We start from the raw sequence: 19,220 nt of genomic DNA on the forward strand, positions 1-19,220 counted from the left end.
CGCCAAAATGGATTCAAATTGAGCTTGATTTTCATGCGTGTGTTAGCTCCAGCTTCCAATCTCCATCAAAAAGGTTTATTGACATGAAAACTTTAAGAAATCGGTTGCGTGCAGATTTTACAAAAATGCCCCAAGACCTACAAGTCCCTAACCTCCTACTCTTGCAAAAGGACAGCTATGAGGCATTTTTATACGCCAAAGAGGGCAGAGAAAGCGGGATTGAGCGGGTGTTTAAATCCGTTTTTCCCATCCACGACAGCCAAAACCGCGTCACCTTAGAGTACGGGGGCTGTGAATACGGCGAACCCAAATACACCGTGCGCGAGGCGATGGAGCGGGGCATCACCTATTCGGTCTATCTCAAAATCAAAATCCGCTTGATTCTTTGGGAGAAAGACCCTAAAACGGGCGAAAAACTAGGGCCTAAAGACATTAAAGAACAGAGCATTTTTATCCGCGAAATCCCTCTAATGACGGATCGCACTTCTTTTATCATCAATGGGGTAGAGCGGGTCGTGGTCAATCAGTTGCACAGAAGCCCGGGGGTGATTTTTAAAGAGGAAAAATCCACCACCAGCGCCAATAAACTCATTTACACGGGGCAGATCATCCCCGATCGTGGCTCTTGGCTGTACTTTGAATACGATGTTAAGGACATCTTGCATGTACGCATCAACAAACGCCGTAAAGTGTCCGCCACGATTCTGTTTAGAGCTTTGGGCTATAGCAAACAAGACATCATCCGCATTTTCTATCCTTTGCTCAAGGTGCGCTACAAACCCAGCGATGAGGGGCATTACTACATCCCCTTTGAGAGCATCGCGGTGGATAGCCGTTTAGAGTTTGATTTAAAGGATGAAAAAGGGCGCGTACTCTTGGCCGCTAGCCGCAAACTCACCGCTAAAAAGGCCAAAGAAATTAAAGAGAGCGGCATCGAGTGGGTCGAATACCCCACAAAAATTTTGCTGAGTCGCTACCTAGCCGAACCGATTTTGGACAAAAATAAAGAAATCCTTTTTGACGCGCTCACTCTCTTAGAGCAACCCAAGCTTGACAAAATCAAGGAAGCGGGCATCACAGAATTTACCATCGCCAACGACCTTGCGCTAGGCCATGACGCTTCCATCATTAAATCTTTCACTTCCGACAACGAATCGCTTAGAAACGAGTCGCAAAAACTCTTAAAGCAGAGCGAAAAAGTCGAGGATGAAAACGCCCTAGCGGCGATTCGCATCTATAAAGTCATGCGCCCGGGAGATCCGGTCACGGCTGAAGTTGCCCAGCAGTATGTGCAACAACTTTTCTTTGACCCCGAGCGCTACGACTTAACGATGGTCGGGCGCATGAAAATGAATCACAAACTGCATTTAAAAGTGCCCAACTATGTCACCGTGCTCACCCACGAGGACATCATCGAAACCGTGCGCTACCTCATTAAGATCAAAAACGGGCAGGGGCGCATTGACGATCGCGATCACTTGGGCAACCGCCGCATTAGAGCGGTGGGCGAGTTGTTGGCAAACGAGTTGCACGAGGGTCTAATGAAAATGCAAAAGACCATCAAAGACAAGCTCACCACCATGAACACGAATTTAGACGCGCTCATGCCCCACGACCTTGTCAATTCTAAAATGATCACCAGCACGATTTTAGAGTTTTTTATGAGCGGGCAACTCTCCCAGTTTATGGATCAAACCAACCCCTTATCCGAGGTAACGCACAAACGCCGTTTGTCGGCTTTGGGCGAGGGTGGGCTAGTCAAAGATCGCGTGGGCTTTGAGGCGCGCGATGTGCATCCCACGCATTATGGGCGCATCTGCCCCATTGAGACCCCAGAGGGGCAAAACATCGGGCTCATCAACACCCTATCCACCTTCACACGGGTCAATGAACTCGGCTTCATTGAAGCCCCTTATAAAAAAGTTATAGAGGGCCAAGTGGGCGAGCAGGTCGAATACTTAACGGCCATCCAAGAGGAGGGGCACATCATCGCACCCGCCAGCACCGCCCTAGACGCACAAGGGCGCATCTGCGAGGACTTGGTAGAAACAAGGGTGGGCGGAGAAATTGTGCTCAATGAAAAACACAAAGTCACTTTAATGGATTTGAGCTCGCGAATCCTTGTGGGCGTGGCTGCGTCTTTGATCCCCTTTTTAGAGCATGACGATGCCAACCGCGCCTTAATGGGGACCAACATGCAACGCCAAGCTGTCCCATTACTCAAATCTGAAGCCCCCATTGTGGGCACGGGCATTGAAAGCGTGATCGCGCGCGATTCTTGGGGGAGTGTGAAGGCAGAGCGTAGGGGCGTGGTCGATGAAGTGGATTCTGAAAACATTTACATTGTGGAGAAAGATCCCCAAAAAGGGCCACACATCACCTCTTATTTGTTGCAAAAGAATTTACGCACCAACCAAAACACCTGCTTTAACCAAGTACCCATCGTCAAAGTGGGCGATGTGATCGAAGAGGGGCAGATCATCGCCGATGGACCGAGCATGGATCAGGGCGAATTGGCCCTAGGCAAAAACATCCGCGTGGCGTTCATGCCCTGGAATGGCTACAACTTCGAGGACGCGATCGTGGTGAGCGAGAAGATCACCAAAGACGATGTCTTCACTTCCGTGCACATCTATGAAAAAGAAATCGAAGCCAGGGAGCTTAAGCACGGGATCGAGGAATTTACCGCCGACATCCCCGATGTCAAAGAGGAAGAGGTCGCCCACCTAGATAATGGGGGGATTGTCAAAATCGGTACTTATGTCAGTGCTGGGATGATCTTAGTGGGTAAAGTTTCACCCAAGGGCGAGATGAAAAGCACGCCAGAAGAGCGCCTACTGCGTGCCATCTTTGGGGACAAAGCCGGGCATGTGGTGAATAAATCGCTTTATTGCCCCCCCTCACTCGAGGGCGTGGTGATTGGGGTGAAAATCTTTACCAAAAAGGGCTGTGAGAGAGACGCGCGCGCCCAAAGTGCCTACAACGAGGAAAAATGGGTCTTAGACGATCGCCACGACAAGCATTTTAAAATGCTGGATAAAGAAGAGGCTCTGCAAATCAGCGCGATTTTCTCTCAAGAGCCTTTAGAGGAAGAAGCAACGCTTAATGACATCACCTACCCCAAGGGCAGCAAAATCCCAAGAGAAGTCGTGGAAAGCACCAACCGCTTTGGCCTCATCTCTTTGTCTAAAAAATTCAGCAAAGAGGTACAAAACCGCTTCGAGCAAATCAAAAACAATATCTTGGAGCAAAAGAAACTTTTAGGCCAAAGCCACGAGAAAAAGCTCTCCATCTTAGAAAAAGACGACATTTTGCCCAATGGGGTCATCAAGCAAGTAAAAATTTACATCGCCACCAAGCGCAAGCTCAAAGTGGGGGATAAAATGGCCGGGCGGCACGGCAATAAGGGCATCGTGTCTAACATCGTGCCCATCGCTGACATGCCCTACACCGCCGATGGCGAGCCCATCGACATTGTGCTAAACCCCCTTGGCGTGCCAAGCCGCATGAACATCGGGCAGATCTTAGAGGTGCATTTAGGCCTCGTGGGCAAAGAGCTGGGCAAACAAATCCAAGCCCTTTTGGCCGAGCAGAGCAAAGACTTTAGCGCAAAATTGCGCGCTAAAATGCTTGAGATCGCCCATGTGGTGAATGTCCATAACCATGACTTGGCTAAAATGCTTGAAAAGTGCAGCGATGAGCAGCTTTTGGAGTACGCCAAAGATTGGCAACATGGCGTGAAATTTGCGATCCCCGTGTTTGAGGGCATTAGCCAAGAGCAGTTTATGGAATTGTTTAAACTTGCCAAAATCGATTTAGACGGCAAAACCGAGCTTTATGACGGGCGCACGGGCGAGAAAATGAAAGAGCGCGTCAATGTGGGCTATATGTACATGTTAAAGCTTCACCACTTGGTTGATGAGAAAGTGCATGCCAGAAGCACGGGGCCTTATTCTTTGGTCACCCACCAGCCCGTGGGCGGGAAGGCTCTCTTTGGCGGGCAGCGCTTTGGGGAAATGGAGGTGTGGGCTTTGGAGGCCTACGGCGCGGCGCACACACTTAAAGAAATGCTGACCGTGAAGTCTGATGACATCAAGGGCAGAGAGAACGCCTATAGAGCGATCGCTAGAGGCGAGCATGTGGGGGAAAGCGAAATCCCCGAAACTTTTTATGTTTTAACTAAAGAGTTGCAATCTCTGGCTTTAGATGTGAATATCTTTGATGAGGAAGTGGATGAATTTGGCATGCCCAAACCCATTGTCATTAAAGAGGACGATCGCCCCAAAGACTTTAGCTCGTTTCAGCTGACATTGGCTAGCCCGGATAAAATCCGCGAGTGGAGCTATGGGGAGGTGAAAAAGCCCGAGACCATCAATTACCGCACCCTCAAACCCGAGCGCGATGGACTCTTTTGCATGAAAATTTTTGGGCCCACCAAAGACTATGAGTGTTTATGTGGCAAATATAAAAAACCCCGTTATAAAACCATTGGCACTTGTGAAAAATGCGGCGTGGCGATCACCAGCTCTAAAGTGCGCAGCTTTCGCATGGGGCACATTGAGCTAGCCACCCCCGTAGCGCACATTTGGTATGTCAATTCTTTGCCTAGCCGCATCGGCACGCTTTTAGGCATTAAGATGAAAGATTTAGAGCGCGTGCTCTACTACGAGGCCTACATCGTCAAAGACCCCGCTCAGGCTCACTACGACATTGAGGGCACCAAACCCGTGATGAAGTACGACATTTTGAACGAGGAGCAGTACCAAAACATCCAGCGCCACAACAGCGATCCGGATTTTAACGCCCAAATGGGGGGCGAGGTGATTAAAGAGCTCTTAGAAGAGCTGGACCTCGTGGGCTTGCTCGAGTCTTTAAAAGAGGAGGTCAAAACCACCAACTCGGATGCCAAGAAAAAGAAATTGGTTAAACGGCTAAAAGTCGTGGAAAGTTTTATCAATTCAGGCAACCGCCCCGAGTGGATGATGCTCACCGCTTTGCCCGTCTTGCCCCCCGATTTGCGCCCCCTTGTGGCCCTAGATGGGGGCAAGTTTGCCGTAAGCGATGTCAATGAACTTTATAGACGGGTGATCAACCGCAACCAGCGCTTAAAACGGCTGATGGAACTAGGCGCGCCAGAGATCATCGTGCGCAACGAAAAGCGCATGTTGCAAGAAGCCGTGGATGCGCTGTTTGACAATGGGCGCAACGCCAATGCCGTCAAGGGTGCAAACAAACGCCCCCTAAAATCTTTGTCTGAAATCATCAAGGGCAAACAAGGGCGCTTTAGACAAAACTTGCTAGGCAAACGGGTGGATTTCTCGGGCCGCAGCGTGATTGTGGTGGGGCCTAATCTTAACATGGACCAATGCGGGCTGCCTAAAAACATGGCGCTCGAACTCTTTAAACCGCACTTGCTCTCTAAGTTGGAAGAAAAAGGCTTTGCCACCACGCTCAAACAAGCCAAGCGCATGATCGAGCAAAAAACTAACGAGGTTTGGGAGTGCTTGGAGGAGATCGTGGATGGCTATCCTGTGCTCTTAAACCGCGCCCCCACGCTGCACAAACAATCCATCCAAGCTTTCCACCCAAAACTCATCGATGGCAAGGCGATCCAGCTGCACCCCTTAGTTTGCTCGGCCTTCAACGCCGACTTTGATGGCGATCAGATGGCCGTGCATGTACCCCTAAGCCAAGAGGCGATCACTGAATGCAAGGTGTTGATGTTAAGCTCGATGAATATCTTGCTGCCTGCCAGCGGTAAGGCGGTGGCCGTGCCTAGCCAAGACATGGTGCTAGGGCTCTACTACCTCTCCTTAGAAAAAAGCGGCGTGTTGGGCGAGCACAAGCTCTTTGCCAGCGTGGATGAGGTCTTGATGGCCGTGGATGCCAAAGAGTTAGATGTGCATGCCAAAGTGCGAGTCTTGCAAGAGCGCCATATCCTGCAAACCACTGCCGGGCGGCTAGTGATCAAATCCATTTTGCCCGAATTTGTGCCCACCCACCTATGGAACAAGGTCCTTAAGAAAAAAGACATCGGGGCGCTGGTGGATTATGTTTATAAAGAGAGCGGCATAGGCCAAACCGCCAAATTCTTAGACAATCTTAAGAATCTAGGCTTTAGATACGCCACAAAAGCGGGCATTTCTATTTCTATGGAGGACATCATCACTCCGGCTAACAAAATCAGCATGGTGGAGGTGGCTAAAGAGCGGGTGAAGGCGATTCAGGCACAATTTGAGGGCGGGCATTTGAGCGAACAAGAGCGCTACAATAAAATCATCGACATTTGGACCGAGGTCAATGATGCGATGAGCCAAGAGATGATGGCCGCCATTGCCAGCGACAAGCAGGGCTTCAACTCCATTTATATGATGGCCGATAGCGGCGCGCGCGGTTCAGCCGCGCAAATCCGCCAACTTTCCGCCATGCGAGGCTTAATGACCAAGCCCGATGGCTCCATCATTGAAACTCCCATCATCTCTAACTTTAAAGAGGGCTTGAATGTGCTCGAGTATTTCAACTCCACGCACGGGGCGCGCAAAGGCCTAGCCGACACCGCTTTAAAAACGGCCACCGCCGGCTATCTCACCCGTAAGCTCATCGATGTCGCCCAAAATGTCAAGGTCGTACAAGAGGATTGCGGCACGCACGAGGGCATTGAGATTGCAGATATCACGGTGGGCAGTGAGCTCATTGAGCCTTTAGAAGAGCGCATTTTTGGGCGGGTCTTAGTCGAGGACATCATCGATCCACTCACAAACGAAGTTTTGCTAAACGCGGACACCATGGTGGATGAAGAAAAGGCCAAGCGCATTGTGGAGGCGGGGATCAAATCCGTCACGATTCGCACCCCCGTCACTTGTAAGGCCCAAAAGGGCGTGTGCGCCAAGTGCTACGGCTTGAATTTGGGCGAGGGCAAAATGGTCAAACCGGGCGAGGCTGTGGGCGTGGTGGCAGCCCAATCTATTGGCGAGCCGGGCACGCAATTAACTTTACGCACTTTCCACGTGGGCGGCACGGCCTCACGAAGCCAAGAGGAACGCGAGATTGTGGCGAGCAACGAGGGTTTTGTGCGCTTCTTTAATATCAGAACTTATCAAAACAAAGAGGGCAAGAATATCATCGTCAATCGCCGCAACGCCGCAATCTTGGTCGTGGAGCCTAAAATCAAAGCCCCCTTTGCGGGCACGCTCAAAATCGACAGCGCGCATGAGGAAGTCGTTTTAAGCGTGAGCGATGGCGATAAGGAGGCCAAATTTATTTTGCGTAAGAGCGATGTAGCTAGACCTAACGAACTGGCCGGTGTGAGCGGGAAAATCGAGGGCAAAATCTATCTGCCCTATGGCAATGGGCATGTGGTGCATGAGGGGGGCAGCATCGCCGACATCATCAAGGACGGCTGGAATGTGCCTAACCGCATCCCCTATGCGAGCGAAATCGCGGTTAAGGACAACGACCCCATCACCCAAGCAATCAGCGCTAAAGAAAAAGGCGTGGTGAAGTTTTATAACCTCGTGGGCGATCACTTGGAGCGCGCAAGGGGCATTAAAGCCGGGGACATTGTGGAGGAAAAGGGCTTGTTTGCGGTGGTCGCGGATGAAAACGACCAAGAGGCGATTCGCCACTACATCGCCCGCGATTCCTTAGTGCAAGTGGATGACAACAGCCCCGTGGAGGCCAACACCCTCTTGGTTAAACCCAGCCAAGAAAATAAGAACACCATTGCCAGCTGGGACCCCTACAACACCCCCATCATCGCCGATGTGAGCGGGGTGGTGCGCTTTATCGACATTGCGGCCGGGGTGAGCGTTACAGAGACTGAGGATGAGAATACGGGCGTGCGCACCCTTGTGGTGAATGAATACATCCCCACAGGCTTTAAACCCAGCCTGATGATCGAGACAAGCAACCAAGAGCCCATTTATTACCCCCTCGAGCCCAAAACTTCCATCACCATTGCTGAGGGCGCTGAGGTGGAAGTGGCCGATGTGTTGGCAAAAATCCCCAAAGCCACGGCTAAATCTAAGGACATCACAGGCGGCTTGCCCCGCGTCTCCGACATCTTTGAGGCGCGCAAAAGCAAGCCCAAAGACCTAGCCATCTTGAGCGAAATTGATGGACAGGTGAGCTTTGACAAACCCGTGCGCAACAAAGAGAGGGTGTGTATCACCGCTGTCGATGGGCGCAAGGTGGAGTACTTCATCGACAAGGGCAAACAAATTTTAGTGCATCCTAACGAATTTGTGCATGCCGGCGAGGCGATCACCGATGGGGTGGTGAGCAGCCACGACATTTTGCGCATCAGCGGAGAAAAAGAGTTGCATAAATACATCGTGAGCGAGGTACAGCAAGTCTATCGCCGTCAGGGCGTGAATATTGCCGACAAGCACATCGAGATCATTGTGTCGCAAATGTTGCGCCAAGTGCGGATTTTAGACAGCGGGAACACGAAGTTCATCGAGGGCGACTTGGTGAGCAAGAAGCACTTCAAAGAGGAAAACCAACGGGTGCTCTTAGCCAAGGGCGAGCCGGCCATTGCCGAGCCCGTGCTCCTTGGCATCACCCGCGCGGCGATTGGCAGCGATAGCATCATTTCCGCGGCCAGCTTCCAAGAAACCACAAAAGTGCTCACCGAGGCGAGCATTGCGATGAAAAAGGATTTCTTGGAGGACTTAAAAGAAAATGTCGTCCTAGGGCGCATGATCCCTGTGGGCACTGGGCTTTACAAAGATAAAAAAGTCTGTGTGAAAGTAGAGGACAAAAACTAGCCCTTTGGCTAGGTTTTGGGCCAACAAAAGGCGCACCCACACGCGCCATTCCAGCCACGCTCGCGCTAGGTGTTTTTAACCCCCACTCTAAAAGTGACTAAAGGATTGCGATTTTGGCTCAAGCTTAGGGGGCAGTTATTGGGTGTGTGTTGCAGGTTTGGATATAGGTTTTTTGCTCTATAAAGGCTTTGAGATTTTCAAAAGGACTCAAGGATTTGCCCCGCGCATTCAATTTGATGTAAAGCTCTTCGCCTAACCCAAACTCACCCATGTCGATCACACTAAAGGTGATGTGGTCCAATCTATTTTTCAAGCAGTCCGTATTCTTTAAGCAATCCGTGTCTTTGATGTAACGCAGGCGTTCGTATAGGCGATCGAGGGTGCAGATCATGGCTTTAATGGTGGGGTCGTTTTTAAGGTCCTCTTTTTCGCCAAATTTCCCTCCTTGTAAGATCGTTTCACTGGGCCACTTGTTGGTTGCAAAAGAACTGGATTTTTTTAGGAGTTTTTCACAAAACTCCTTAGAACTCTCCCTTGTATGGTAGGTGAATTTAGCCAGCTGTGCTTTGATGGCATCTAAGTTTTCTGCCCGTCTAAACAAGAGGAAATACAAAAGCCATAAAGTGGTGATGCGTTGTTGTCCATCGATGAGTTTAAAGACCCCTCCCTCTTTATCTTTATAGCCATAGATAAGATCAAGGTGCAATTTGTATTTTCTGCCCTCTATCACTTCAAAAAGAGCGTCTAAAAAATTGTCCGCGACATATTTTTGAGACCGCCGCCCTTGTGCATAATCCCTTTGCAACATGGGGACTTCTATGTGGGCGTAACAACCTAAAAAGTCTAGAAAAGTCATGGGTTTCATGCGTTGTCCTCATCATTGTTGTCTTCTTTTTGCGCTTGCGGTAAGTATTCTTTTAAAGATTCTTCGATTTTATTCAAATAATCTTCTTGGTCCTGTGTGGTGAAGACATCTGGATTGCCTGTGTTTTTAGAAAACGCCTTTTCAAACACCATCTGTGTACAAATGGGGATCAACTTATGTTGGTGTTTGCGTTCCTCAATCTTTTTACGCTTTTTGCTAAAGATGAGGTTACCGATTGCGCTGTTAGATTCCTTGTCCAACAAGGTGAGGTTTTGTAAGCGGTGCAATGCCTCATGGTCTTTAAAAGTTTCGTCTATTTTGTCTAATAATTTTTGAGTATCAAGATATGTGGAAAAAGACATCCCCACTTTCACTAAAACCATCACCGCAGACGATACGATGAATGTGAAGGCCATTAGACGGGCCATATTCCAAGCTAGAGCTGGCTTAAAACACAACAACAAGCAAGCTTTCCCCATCAAGCCCATTAGAAGCGAAGCCATCACCACAGGAGGGGTTAGCGTGCAAAATTACAGCTATATTATCTTGCTGGATAGTTTCGCCATCAACCAGCTTAAAAGCGATCCTGAATACCAAGAGTTGCAAAAGTTCGCCGGCGTTCGCGGGGATAAAAACGCTCTCTTTAGCGGCATTGTGGGGCTGATTGACAATTGCCCCATTTTAGATATGGGCGTTTGGACTTCTGTAAATGTGGGGTTGTTAAACTCCGATGTGCCCGATCACGAGTTTAACGCCAACATCAACCCCCAAAACACCCCTAAAATCACGCCTCCAAGTGCCTACGCTAGCGAGGATGTGCCCGTCTCCATTGGGGCCTTGATTGGGGCTAGCGCATTAGTGTTGGCTGGCAATAGCTCGATTAACTTTTACATCAATGAAACCGAAGATGCCGGGCGTAAAACCATTTGCGGCGTGGATCGCATTTTAGGCATTAGCAAAGCCCGTTTCGTCAGTGCTAACGGGGTAGATAGCCTTTATAATAATAGCGATTTCGCCGTCATTGGGCTATTTAGCGCCAAACACTAAGGGAGAGAACATGCAGCAAAAAGTTAAAAACATTAGCTACCTTTGCAAGGTGGAATTTGGCCTAGATGAGGAGGGTAAGCAGCTTGTAGCCCTGCCCCAAGGCGCAGAGGTGTTGAGGGTGAATTTAGAGATTGCAAAGCCTCAAGCGGGGGCTAGCTTAGACATCGGCTTTAAAGATGAAGAAGACTACTTCATGAACGACATTCCCGGGGACACCGCAGGGTTTCATAACAGCGAAAAGCTTTATTGCGCCAAAGTCTCCACCACGATCAACGCGACGATTGTCGGCTTTGACAAAGACAGCGAAAGCAGGGCGATCTTACGCGTGCATTACTTCGTTCCTAGTGAAGTTGTCTTAGAGGTGTAGCCATGACCTATGGGTCTAATTGGGGCTATAACTTTAATCCCATCAACACCAGCACCACCGCCGTGCCCACCATTGGGGTTAGTGGGGTTTCAAGTGGTGGGGTTTCAAGTCTAGGCGGTTTGGGCTCAAGTCTAGGCGGCTTGGGCTCAAGTGCTCTATCTTGGGGCGGTGTGGGCTTGCAAGGCCTTAGCATTGGCCTAGGGCTAGCCAATTTGGGCGTGGGCATTTGGGCGACCAATAAACAGCTCCAACAAGCCGATCAACAAATGAAGCTCGCCCAAAGGCAATTTGACGAAGAGAATCGCCGCTACAACGCTAGAGAAAACGAACGGCTAGAGGCGAATAAAACCATCGCCGCCAGCGCGCAAGGCTACGAGCCTAACCCCATGCAACGCCAATGAAAAGATGGGTCCAATTTGATCGGCCGGGGATTGTCGAGCTTGTGGGGCGCTATGGCAACATCAAGGGGCATTGGGAGGCCAAGCCTGAATACACAACTGCCCATCCGCAATTAGAGCTAGAGATCAACGCCCCCGGGGACACTTATGCGTTTAATGGCGTGGAATTTAGCGTGTGTGCGGGTGGGGGGGTTTTGCATTACAAAGACTACCCCAAACAATTAAACTTCATCAATTTAGATGTGGATTTGCTGGATAGATATTTAACCACGCAGCAGATGCCCCAAAATGCTGCCCAGCAAGAGCTCATTAAGGCTTTCATCGCGATCACAGAGTTAAACGCCGCTCACGGCTATGCTTACTTGATTCCGCCTTATTTTGATGTTTTGGAATACGCGCTTTTAGGGGGTTTGGGTGTTTAGTGTCAATAGCGCTTTAAATGTCATTCGCTCGCGGCTCAAAGACCAAAACTATAGAGATTTGCGCTTTAGCGATGCCGAGATTCTAGATGCCATTAACACCATCGCTGCCCAGCTCATCGTAGAGTTTAAGCTCAACAAGGCCCAACAAACCCGCCAAATTGGCCCTAATAACCGTTCCATCCATTGCCCGCATTTGCTTTGCGTGTTAGAAGCCAAGTTTAACAATTCCATTTTGTTTAGCCGAACAGACCTAGACAACGCCAAAGAGTTTAGCCTATTGGTGCAGGGCGATAAGCTTAGTGTTAGCCCTTTTGCAAGCGGAACGCTCAATGTGATCTATTGCGCCTATGAGCCCTTAAGCGATGTGGCCGAGTTCTTGCCCCTGCCCTCCATTGCTAGCCAAGCTGTGGTTTATGGAACGCTTGCTTTGCTCTTAGAAATCCCCACAGACGAGCAAAATTTTAATAAAATTGGGGTGCTTAAAAACCTCTACCACGAGGCTAAGAATCTTTTAGCCATGCATTTAAATAGCCTCTTCTCGCGGGCGCAAAATTGCCAAAGTAGAGTCGTCCGTGTGTAGATTAATTTTAGATTTTAAGAAAGTTGGATACAATAACCCTTGTGTGGGTTTGCACCCTTGCGGGTGCCCCCCAACCTCCCTTAGTGTAGTGGTGTCGCTAGCACCACCCACAACACGAGAGCTATTAATAGTTTCATGCGGTTTCTCCTTTCTAGGAGGTTACCCGCTTGCCCCCTTACCCTCTCAACAAAGCCTAAACCTTGTGATGCGCCAAAGAAGCGACAAGGAAAAACGCATGGCATCCAACCCGCGCATTATAACAGATTTGGGCGGTGTGCATGAATTTTAACCGCTTTATAAGAAACTTCTTAGGCCTAAGGGAAGCTTTACAAACCCAAAACTTCAGCACCAAAGAGCTAAACAATCTATGCATGCAAGGGGCCATCGAATACGAGAAGCTTTATTTGCAAGAATTGCAAGTCAATTTAGAGCAGGCCAAATTGGGCCTAGAGCAAGCCCAGCTAAAGGCCAAGCTAGAAATCGATGCCATCAACGCCAAACACCAGCTAGAGGCCACTAAAGCCCAGATGTTAAACACGCTGATACAGTGTGAGAGCATGCTAAGGTCGCTTAAGGACAATGCCGCCATCAACCGCGCAAATGCTTATGTGAGCTTTTTACAAGTCGTGGGCAACGCCACGAATGAAAGCGCCATCGCCGCGCACGCGGGCAATGTGATTAAAACCATCAACCGCATAGGCCTAGACGATAGGGCAAGTCCTTTAGAAGGCGAATTGGCTAGATTGGGGCAGGAATTGCAGGGTTTAGCCCCCTTTAATGGGGTGGCCTTAGAAGTGCAAATTTACGCCCAAAGCCTAGAGACGCTGCCCGATCACCCGATCAGGATATGGGGGACGAGCACGATCAGCAACGCCCATAATAGTTTTAGCTGCAATGGGCGGACTTTTGAGGGCAACTTTATGCTGTTCAAGCAATCGAGGCCGGACATTTATCGGGTGACTTTCAACAGTCAGGGCACGGGTGGATCGGCTAGCCAGAGCTTAGATATTTTAGTCAGCCCCGAATCAAGTTTTAATCTAAAGTGAGGAGTAAAGCATGGATGATGAAAACCGCAATCAAGATTTAACCCAAGACCTAAGAGAAGTCAAAGATGCCTTAGATTTAGAGCAAGCCCCCCCTAAAGTGCAAGAGCAACCAGAAGAAGCCCAAGCAGAGGCCACAAAATCCCCAGACCAAGAGCAAGCAGACCAAGTGGAGCAAGTGGAGCAAGAGCTCACGCCCGAGCAACAAGAAAACATCGCTAAAGCTAAGGAGGCCTTGCGGCAAGCCAATTTAGCCCTAGATGAGGCCAAAAAAGCCCAAACCCAAGCCAAAGACGCTTTAAGCAAACAAGAGCAAGCTAAGGAGGTTTTAAACGAGAATGCCAACGCGCTAGAGCAGGCTAAGGCGATGGTGGCTAAGGCCAAACTCACCCTAGAGCTGGCCAACACCCTAAAACCCAAATCCAGCCTAGATGCCCTGCCCGCCCTGCCCCCTTTAAGAGAGTTAGAAGCCGTCCCCGAAGCCGGGCCCTTGCCAGCCATCAACCTAGACACGGGGCTTTTAGATGAATTAGAACAAGCTTTAAACTCTAATGAGGATTGGAAGCGCCAAATTTATTTGAGCTTACAGGGCATCTCTAGGGTGCTAGCGAGCTTTCAGGCGGTGAAAAACTACTACGACAGCCTAAGCGTGATGGACAGCTCGGCTAGAGCGCAAGCCGCTTACATCAAGGCACAGATCAAAACGATTAAAACCTTGATTGCCGATTACAACGCCTATTTTAACGATTTTAATGGCGTGATGATCCGCAACAATGGCCAAATTGTAAAGAACTTCGAATTAGCCCTAGCTCAAGCCGATTTGGTAAGCCAGCTCATCGCCCGCGCCAAGAAAGAGAGCGACTCTGTGCTGGTGTTTAAAGGGCAGGTCGAACTGCTGCTTAAAAAGCTAGAGAACATCCAACCCTTGCGCGATTCCTTGCTAGAGGCCAATGAACAAGCCCAAGCCCACATCCAAGAGATGCGCGATTTAAGCGCGGATGCGCTCAGTAGCATTCAAGAAAACCTCCTCACGGCCATTAATTCCATCAACACCCGCGAAAAGGACATCAGCACCGACCTTTTGCAGTTGCAAGAGAAAATCACGGCTGAAATTGAGGCCATCCAAACCCACATTGAGGAAACCACCACCGCCCAATTAGAGCAAGCCCAAAACAACATAGACACCTTCAATAATGAGATGGCCCTAAGGGTGAGCAATGTAGATCATCAGTTTAGGGAAGTGGTGAAAATCCGCGACTTGTTGCAGGCTTTAGCCAAAAGCACCCTAGATGCCACAGATGAAAAGCTTTTAGACCTAGAAAAAGCCATCGAAGCCACAAAAGCCGATTTAAAGGCCACCTTGTTGGCCTTTAACCAAAATAACCAAGAGAAGCTAGAAGCCTTTAATGCCAATGACGAGGCTAAGACTAAGGCTTATAACGCCAATGCCACAGAAAAGCTAGAAGCCTATACCAACACCGCCCAAGAGAAGCTAGAGGCGTTTAACGCCAATGACGAGGCTAAGACTAAGGCTTATAACGCCAATGCCACAGAAAAGCTAGAGGCCTATACCAACACCGCCCAAGAGAAGCTAGAAGCCTTTAGCAACACCGCCACAGAGAAGCTAGAAGCCTTTAATGCCAATGACGAGGCTAAGACTAAGGCTTATAACGCCAATGCCACAGAAAAGCTAGAAGCCTATACCAACACCGCCCAANGACTAAGGCTTATAACGCCAACCACACCGCTAAACTCAACCAATACCACACCGACCTAACCGAGGCCATCGCCCACGCCAAGCAACAAGTTCAGGATTTTAACCGCGACAACTTAGCGCATGTGCAAGAGTTTAAGGCCACGATGGATCAGCGCATCGCCGATTACAACCAAAACGACCAACAAAAGTTAGACGAATACAACGCCAATGCCACGGCCAAAATGCAAGACTTTAACCAAAATGTCCTAACCCACCTACAAGATGCCCAAAAGCAAGTCCAAGCCTTCAACACGGGCAATATGCAAAAACTAGAGGAGTTTAAAAACAACCTAGACACCTACACCACCACCTATAACGCCAATGCCACAGAGAAGCTAGAGGCCTTTAACGCCAACTACGAGGCCAAAAGCCAAGCCTACAACGCTAACCACGATGCCAAAATCAACAGCTACGAGGCGAGCGTTAGCGCTAATTTAAAATCCTTAAACACTGCCACGCATGCGAAAATCGCCGACATCGCCGACACCACGAGTGCTAAACTCTTAGAGTTCAACGAAAACCACATGCAAAAGATGAAGGATTACAACGCCAACGACACCCTAAAATCCACCGCCTACAACGACACAGCCGTGGCCAAATTACAGGCCTATAACCAAAACCACGAGGAGAAGCTTAAGGACTATAACGCCAATGTCACGGCCAAAATGAACGACATAGACACCCAAATACGGGCCAAATACGGGGACATTCCCAAAGAGCTTAACAAGGCCAAAGACGATTTGAGCGTGTTTAAAACCACTCTTGTGGGCCAAATAGTCACAGAGGGCAATGCGCAAGCCTCGCAGATTGCGGCCATCAAATCCCAAATGCTCGTCATTGAAAAGCGCCAAAAAGATTATGGCTTTAACTTCGCCACCCAAACTTTTAGTTCAAATGCCACCTTCACCCCCCCTATTGAGAACATCTATTACTATGTGTTCATCCAAGGAGGCACTGGGCCCACTAATAGCCCAAACAGAGGCAACCCCACGAGTTTTGGCGGTTATGTTAGCGTGGCTGGGGGGCTTGGGAATGTGAGGGGAATTGGACAAATGGGGGCGTGTGCGAGTAACTGGGTTCTCATCTCAACTAAAAACCCGATTAATGTCGTGGTGGGATCAGGGGGGGTGTGTGTGATCTCTTGGCCACAAGTCAAAGCAGGAGAAGCGCCATGAGAGAGGACATCAGCGCCGGCCGTGGGGCTTTAGCCTTGATGGCCCAAGCCGGCCAAGCCCAAGCCCAAGCCCATAACACTTTGCAAAACGCCTTTTTAAGCGCCCAGCAAAGCGTGGGCAATGCGATGAGTGGCATCCACGCTTTAGGCCAACAAGCCCTAGCCAAAGAGCAGTTTAACGACCAAATGCAAGCCAACATGCGCGAATCGGCCAAACAACAAGCGCAGTTTGACAGCACTTTAACCCAAAGAGCTAAGGAGCTAGAGCAACAAAAGGCCCTAAGAGCCCAAGAATTACAACAAAACTACCAACAGCACCGCGAGCGTTTAGCACAGAGCGCTGCGCAATTTAATAAGCAGTTCAAACTAGACACCATCCGCACCAAAGCCCAAGCCGCTTATACGGGGTCTTTGACCCGGGGCAATCAAATACAGCAATTCGAATGGGGCAAGACTGCCGGCACTTCCAACGACCCAAAAGACATTAAAGCTTCTAAAGTGGCCCAAAAACCCATGCTTGGCGACTTTGAGCAAAATAAGCCCGCTTTGGGTGTGAAGGCCTCTTTATTGCCTGTGGTCCCCCCACAACAGCCAAAACCTAGTTACGCGCATTTTGGCGACCCCTTTACAAGGAATTAAGTTTGGAGAATTTGCAAAGAGAATTGGCGTTAAGGACTTTAGCCCAAAGGGATTTGTATATGTTCGTTAAACTCAAATGGGCGCGTTACAACCTCGCTCCTTTCTTGGATAGTTGGCACATCAAATATTTATGCAAAGTCCTTGAGTGCACCCAGCCTAACACCGCAGGCGAAAGCAAGCTTTTAACGCGCTTGATGATCAACATGCCCCCCAGTTATGGCAAAACCGAGATCATCGCGCGCTGTTTCATTGCGTGGGCTTTGGGGCTCAATCGGGGCCGTAAATTCTTTTATATCAGCTACTCGGACGATTTATGTAGAAAAATCGCCAATCAAGTTAGGGACTTGATGAAGTCTAAATTTTACGCTCTAATCTTCCCCGAGCCCTTAGAGTTCTTGCAAGACAACGCCCAAGAGTTCGTTTTAAGAGAAGGCGGGGGTTTGTTCGTCACCACGCTTAGGAGCGCTTTAACGGGCTTTCACGCGCACCAAATCCTCATAGACGACCCCATCAAGGTGAGCGAGATGAGTAGACGCGTGGCCGTTAAAGAAGTGCAAACCAACTTTAAAGAGAGCGTTTTAAGCCGTTTGCAAGACAACGAGAGCAATATAACCCTGCTCATGCAACGGCTGGGCACAAACGACTTATGCGGGTTTCTCTTAAATCCTAGAGAGTTTGACGAGGACACGATCCAGCGCTGGCACATCGTCCGCCTTAAGGCCATCAATGCGCACGAAGAGCTCTACAACATTAAGGACTTCAGCTACACCAGAGCCCCCAACACCGCCCTTTTTGAGGCCCGCCACAATTTAGACGAATTGCAAGCCTTGCGCCTGCAAATGGGCAATGACGAGTTTAGCGCGCAATACCTGCAAGAGCCCATCGCCACAAGTGGGGGCTACTTTGATGAGAACCTTTACACGAATGTATTTTTACACGAGGTGGGGCCCTTTAACGCCTATATCTTTGTCGATAACGCCGTCAGTGTTAAAGAGAGTGCGGACAATCGGGCCGTGGTGGTGGTGGGGGCGGAGAATTACAGCGGTTCTGTGCGGTTTATCGTCTTAGATGTGTTTTATGGGGTGTGGAGCGAAGAGGACACCATTAACAACATTCTACAAGCCAAAGAGAAGTATAAAGAGGCCTTAACCTTTATTGAAAGTGACGGCGGGGGGTTGGTCTTGCATCGGCTTTTAATGGTCGAGTTGGTGAAGTTTAACCAACGGGCTAAAGAGGCCTACAAAGAGCCTTTAAACGACCGCATCTACTGCTACACCCCTAGCCGCAAAATCTCTAAAGTCGATAAAATCAAAGCGCTGCGCCCCTATTACAATACGGGCTTTTTAGTGGTCAGCCACGCCTGCCAAAACCAAGAGCAGTTAAAAAAAGAGCTCTTCAGCTTCAACCCCGATCGGCCCTACCGCCAAGATGACTGCATCGACGCTTTAGCTAGCGCGCTATCCCATCCCGAGGTTAAACCCCACTACACCCCCCAAACCCACACAGGCACAGAGTTTAAACCCCGCTACAGCGCTAGAAGGACATGGAGGATTTAGAGGGTTAAGGGGTTTAAGTTAGCCTTGTGCTACATTTGTGGCTATGCAAGTCAAAACATCAAAAACATTTTTAGATTGGCTAGAAAGCCTTAAGGATACGAGCGCTAAGAGTGCCGTTACCCGGCGTTTAAAGGCTTTAAGCGAGAGCGGGCATTTTGGCGACCATAAGCATATCTTAGGCGTGATTTTTGAGTTAAGGATACATTCAGGCCCGGGGTATCGGCTGTATGTGGCTAAAAAGGGCGACACTTTAGTCATTCTACTTTGTGGGGGGGACAAAAGCACCCAACAAAAGGATATAATCAAAGCCCAAGAAATTTTAAAGGATTTCCATGGCTGAAGTTTTTACAGAATTTAAAGTGTCTAGCATTTTAACCACAGAAGAGTTCCGCCTACACTACCTTAACGAAATTTTACACGATGGCGACCTTCAAGAGCTCAAAGGGGCGTTAGAAGACATCGCGGAGGCTAAGGGCATAGAATTACCGCCTTTAGAGGGCGAAACTTGGCTTTTAGACGCGCTTAAAAAGCTCGGCTATGGTTTTAAAGTCCTTGCCAACGCCACAGCCATTAAGAGCGCTTAAACCTTAAACCCCCTTAAGCTG

Annotated in this window: 14 protein-coding genes; 12 read left to right on the forward strand and 2 right to left on the reverse strand. The window is 49.3% G+C overall.

Features of this window, described 5'->3' with window-relative positions; genetic code table 11:
* Positions 1 to 83 precede the first annotated feature (83 nt).
* Complete coding sequence (locus tag HAL07_RS05045; protein WP_053945338.1) at positions 84 to 8,768, forward strand: DNA-directed RNA polymerase subunit beta/beta'; 8,685 nt, start codon at positions 84 to 86, stop codon at positions 8,766 to 8,768.
* Between the two features lie 124 nt (positions 8,769 to 8,892).
* On the opposite strand, the gene HAL07_RS05050 is transcribed toward HAL07_RS05045, so the two are convergent.
* Both HAL07_RS05050 and HAL07_RS05055 read right to left on the reverse strand, forming a co-directional pair.
* A complete protein-coding gene (locus HAL07_RS05050) occupies positions 8,893 to 9,633 on the reverse strand; it encodes a DUF262 domain-containing protein (RefSeq protein WP_053945339.1) in 741 nt (246 codons plus the stop codon).
* Positions 9,630 to 9,995 (reverse strand): GmrSD restriction endonuclease domain-containing protein, encoded by a 366-nt coding sequence (locus tag HAL07_RS05055; RefSeq protein ID WP_053945340.1) that lies wholly within the window; start codon positions 9,993 to 9,995, stop codon positions 9,630 to 9,632. The genes HAL07_RS05050 and HAL07_RS05055 overlap by 4 nt, the downstream gene beginning before the upstream one ends.
* Between HAL07_RS05055 and HAL07_RS05060 the strand changes: the two genes are divergently transcribed.
* From HAL07_RS05060 to HAL07_RS05115, 11 genes are all read left to right on the forward strand, one after another.
* Positions 9,982 to 10,680, forward strand: a complete 699-nt coding sequence (locus HAL07_RS05060; RefSeq protein WP_238374491.1) for a phage capsid family protein — start codon at positions 9,982 to 9,984, stop codon at positions 10,678 to 10,680. The two genes, HAL07_RS05055 and HAL07_RS05060, sit on opposite strands and share 14 nt — an antisense overlap.
* Positions 10,681 to 10,690: 10 nt before the next feature.
* Complete coding sequence (locus tag HAL07_RS05065) at positions 10,691 to 11,047, forward strand: hypothetical protein (RefSeq protein ID WP_053945341.1); 357 nt, start codon at positions 10,691 to 10,693, stop codon at positions 11,045 to 11,047.
* Positions 11,048 to 11,049: 2 nt separating this feature from the next.
* On the forward strand, positions 11,050 to 11,448 hold the full coding sequence (locus HAL07_RS05070; RefSeq protein ID WP_053830864.1) for a hypothetical protein: 399 nt from the start codon (positions 11,050 to 11,052) through the stop codon (positions 11,446 to 11,448).
* Positions 11,445 to 11,867 carry a hypothetical protein gene (locus HAL07_RS05075; protein WP_053945342.1) on the forward strand — a complete coding sequence of 141 codons (423 nt, stop codon included), beginning with the start codon at positions 11,445 to 11,447 and terminating at the stop codon, positions 11,865 to 11,867. Before HAL07_RS05070 ends, HAL07_RS05075 begins: the two co-directional genes overlap by 4 nt.
* Complete coding sequence (locus tag HAL07_RS05080; protein WP_053945343.1) at positions 11,860 to 12,447, forward strand: hypothetical protein; 588 nt, start codon at positions 11,860 to 11,862, stop codon at positions 12,445 to 12,447. Before HAL07_RS05075 ends, HAL07_RS05080 begins: the two co-directional genes overlap by 8 nt.
* A gap of 278 nt (positions 12,448 to 12,725) precedes the next feature.
* A complete protein-coding gene (locus tag HAL07_RS05085; RefSeq protein ID WP_053945344.1) occupies positions 12,726 to 13,493 on the forward strand; it encodes a hypothetical protein in 768 nt (255 codons plus the stop codon).
* Between the two features lie 1,857 nt (positions 13,494 to 15,350).
* On the forward strand, positions 15,351 to 16,421 hold the full coding sequence (locus tag HAL07_RS05095; RefSeq protein ID WP_053945346.1) for a hypothetical protein: 1,071 nt from the start codon (positions 15,351 to 15,353) through the stop codon (positions 16,419 to 16,421).
* Positions 16,418 to 17,059: a hypothetical protein gene (locus tag HAL07_RS05100; RefSeq protein WP_053945347.1), complete on the forward strand. Its 642-nt coding sequence runs from the start codon at positions 16,418 to 16,420 to the stop codon at positions 17,057 to 17,059. The genes HAL07_RS05095 and HAL07_RS05100 overlap by 4 nt, the downstream gene beginning before the upstream one ends.
* 59 nt (positions 17,060 to 17,118) lie before the next feature.
* Positions 17,119 to 18,615 carry a hypothetical protein gene (locus tag HAL07_RS05105; protein WP_156295948.1) on the forward strand — a complete coding sequence of 499 codons (1,497 nt, stop codon included), beginning with the start codon at positions 17,119 to 17,121 and terminating at the stop codon, positions 18,613 to 18,615.
* Positions 18,616 to 18,658: 43 nt separating this feature from the next.
* Positions 18,659 to 18,955, forward strand: a complete 297-nt coding sequence (locus HAL07_RS05110) for a type II toxin-antitoxin system RelE/ParE family toxin (RefSeq protein ID WP_053945349.1) — start codon at positions 18,659 to 18,661, stop codon at positions 18,953 to 18,955.
* Positions 18,948 to 19,199 carry a helix-turn-helix domain-containing transcriptional regulator gene (locus HAL07_RS05115; protein WP_053945350.1) on the forward strand — a complete coding sequence of 84 codons (252 nt, stop codon included), beginning with the start codon at positions 18,948 to 18,950 and terminating at the stop codon, positions 19,197 to 19,199. The genes HAL07_RS05110 and HAL07_RS05115 overlap by 8 nt, the downstream gene beginning before the upstream one ends.
* Positions 19,200 to 19,220 lie beyond the last annotated feature (21 nt).

Origin of the sequence: Helicobacter ailurogastricus (assembly GCF_001282945.1) — a bacterium.
In the GTDB taxonomy this organism is placed as follows: domain Bacteria; phylum Campylobacterota; class Campylobacteria; order Campylobacterales; family Helicobacteraceae; genus Helicobacter; species Helicobacter ailurogastricus.

What these genes read in the sequence shown, in the direction of transcription:
- HAL07_RS05045 (WP_053945338.1), top strand. Translation starts at nt 84, where the DNA reads ATGAAAACTTTAAGAAATCGGTTGCGTGCAGATTTTACAAAAATGCCC.
- HAL07_RS05050 (WP_053945339.1), bottom strand. Translation starts at nt 9,633, where the DNA reads ATGAAACCCATGACTTTTCTAGACTTTTTAGGTTGTTACGCCCACATA.
- HAL07_RS05055 (WP_053945340.1), bottom strand. Translation starts at nt 9,995, where the DNA reads ATGTCTTTTTCCACATATCTTGATACTCAAAAATTATTAGACAAAATA.
- HAL07_RS05065 (WP_053945341.1), top strand. Translation starts at nt 10,691, where the DNA reads ATGCAGCAAAAAGTTAAAAACATTAGCTACCTTTGCAAGGTGGAATTT.
- HAL07_RS05070 (WP_053830864.1), top strand. Translation starts at nt 11,050, where the DNA reads ATGACCTATGGGTCTAATTGGGGCTATAACTTTAATCCCATCAACACC.
- HAL07_RS05075 (WP_053945342.1), top strand. Translation starts at nt 11,445, where the DNA reads ATGAAAAGATGGGTCCAATTTGATCGGCCGGGGATTGTCGAGCTTGTG.
- HAL07_RS05085 (WP_053945344.1), top strand. Translation starts at nt 12,726, where the DNA reads ATGAATTTTAACCGCTTTATAAGAAACTTCTTAGGCCTAAGGGAAGCT.
- HAL07_RS05095 (WP_053945346.1), top strand. Translation starts at nt 15,351, where the DNA reads ATGGATCAGCGCATCGCCGATTACAACCAAAACGACCAACAAAAGTTA.
- HAL07_RS05100 (WP_053945347.1), top strand. Translation starts at nt 16,418, where the DNA reads ATGAGAGAGGACATCAGCGCCGGCCGTGGGGCTTTAGCCTTGATGGCC.
- HAL07_RS05105 (WP_156295948.1), top strand. Translation starts at nt 17,119, where the DNA reads ATGTTCGTTAAACTCAAATGGGCGCGTTACAACCTCGCTCCTTTCTTG.
- HAL07_RS05110 (WP_053945349.1), top strand. Translation starts at nt 18,659, where the DNA reads ATGCAAGTCAAAACATCAAAAACATTTTTAGATTGGCTAGAAAGCCTT.
- HAL07_RS05115 (WP_053945350.1), top strand. Translation starts at nt 18,948, where the DNA reads ATGGCTGAAGTTTTTACAGAATTTAAAGTGTCTAGCATTTTAACCACA.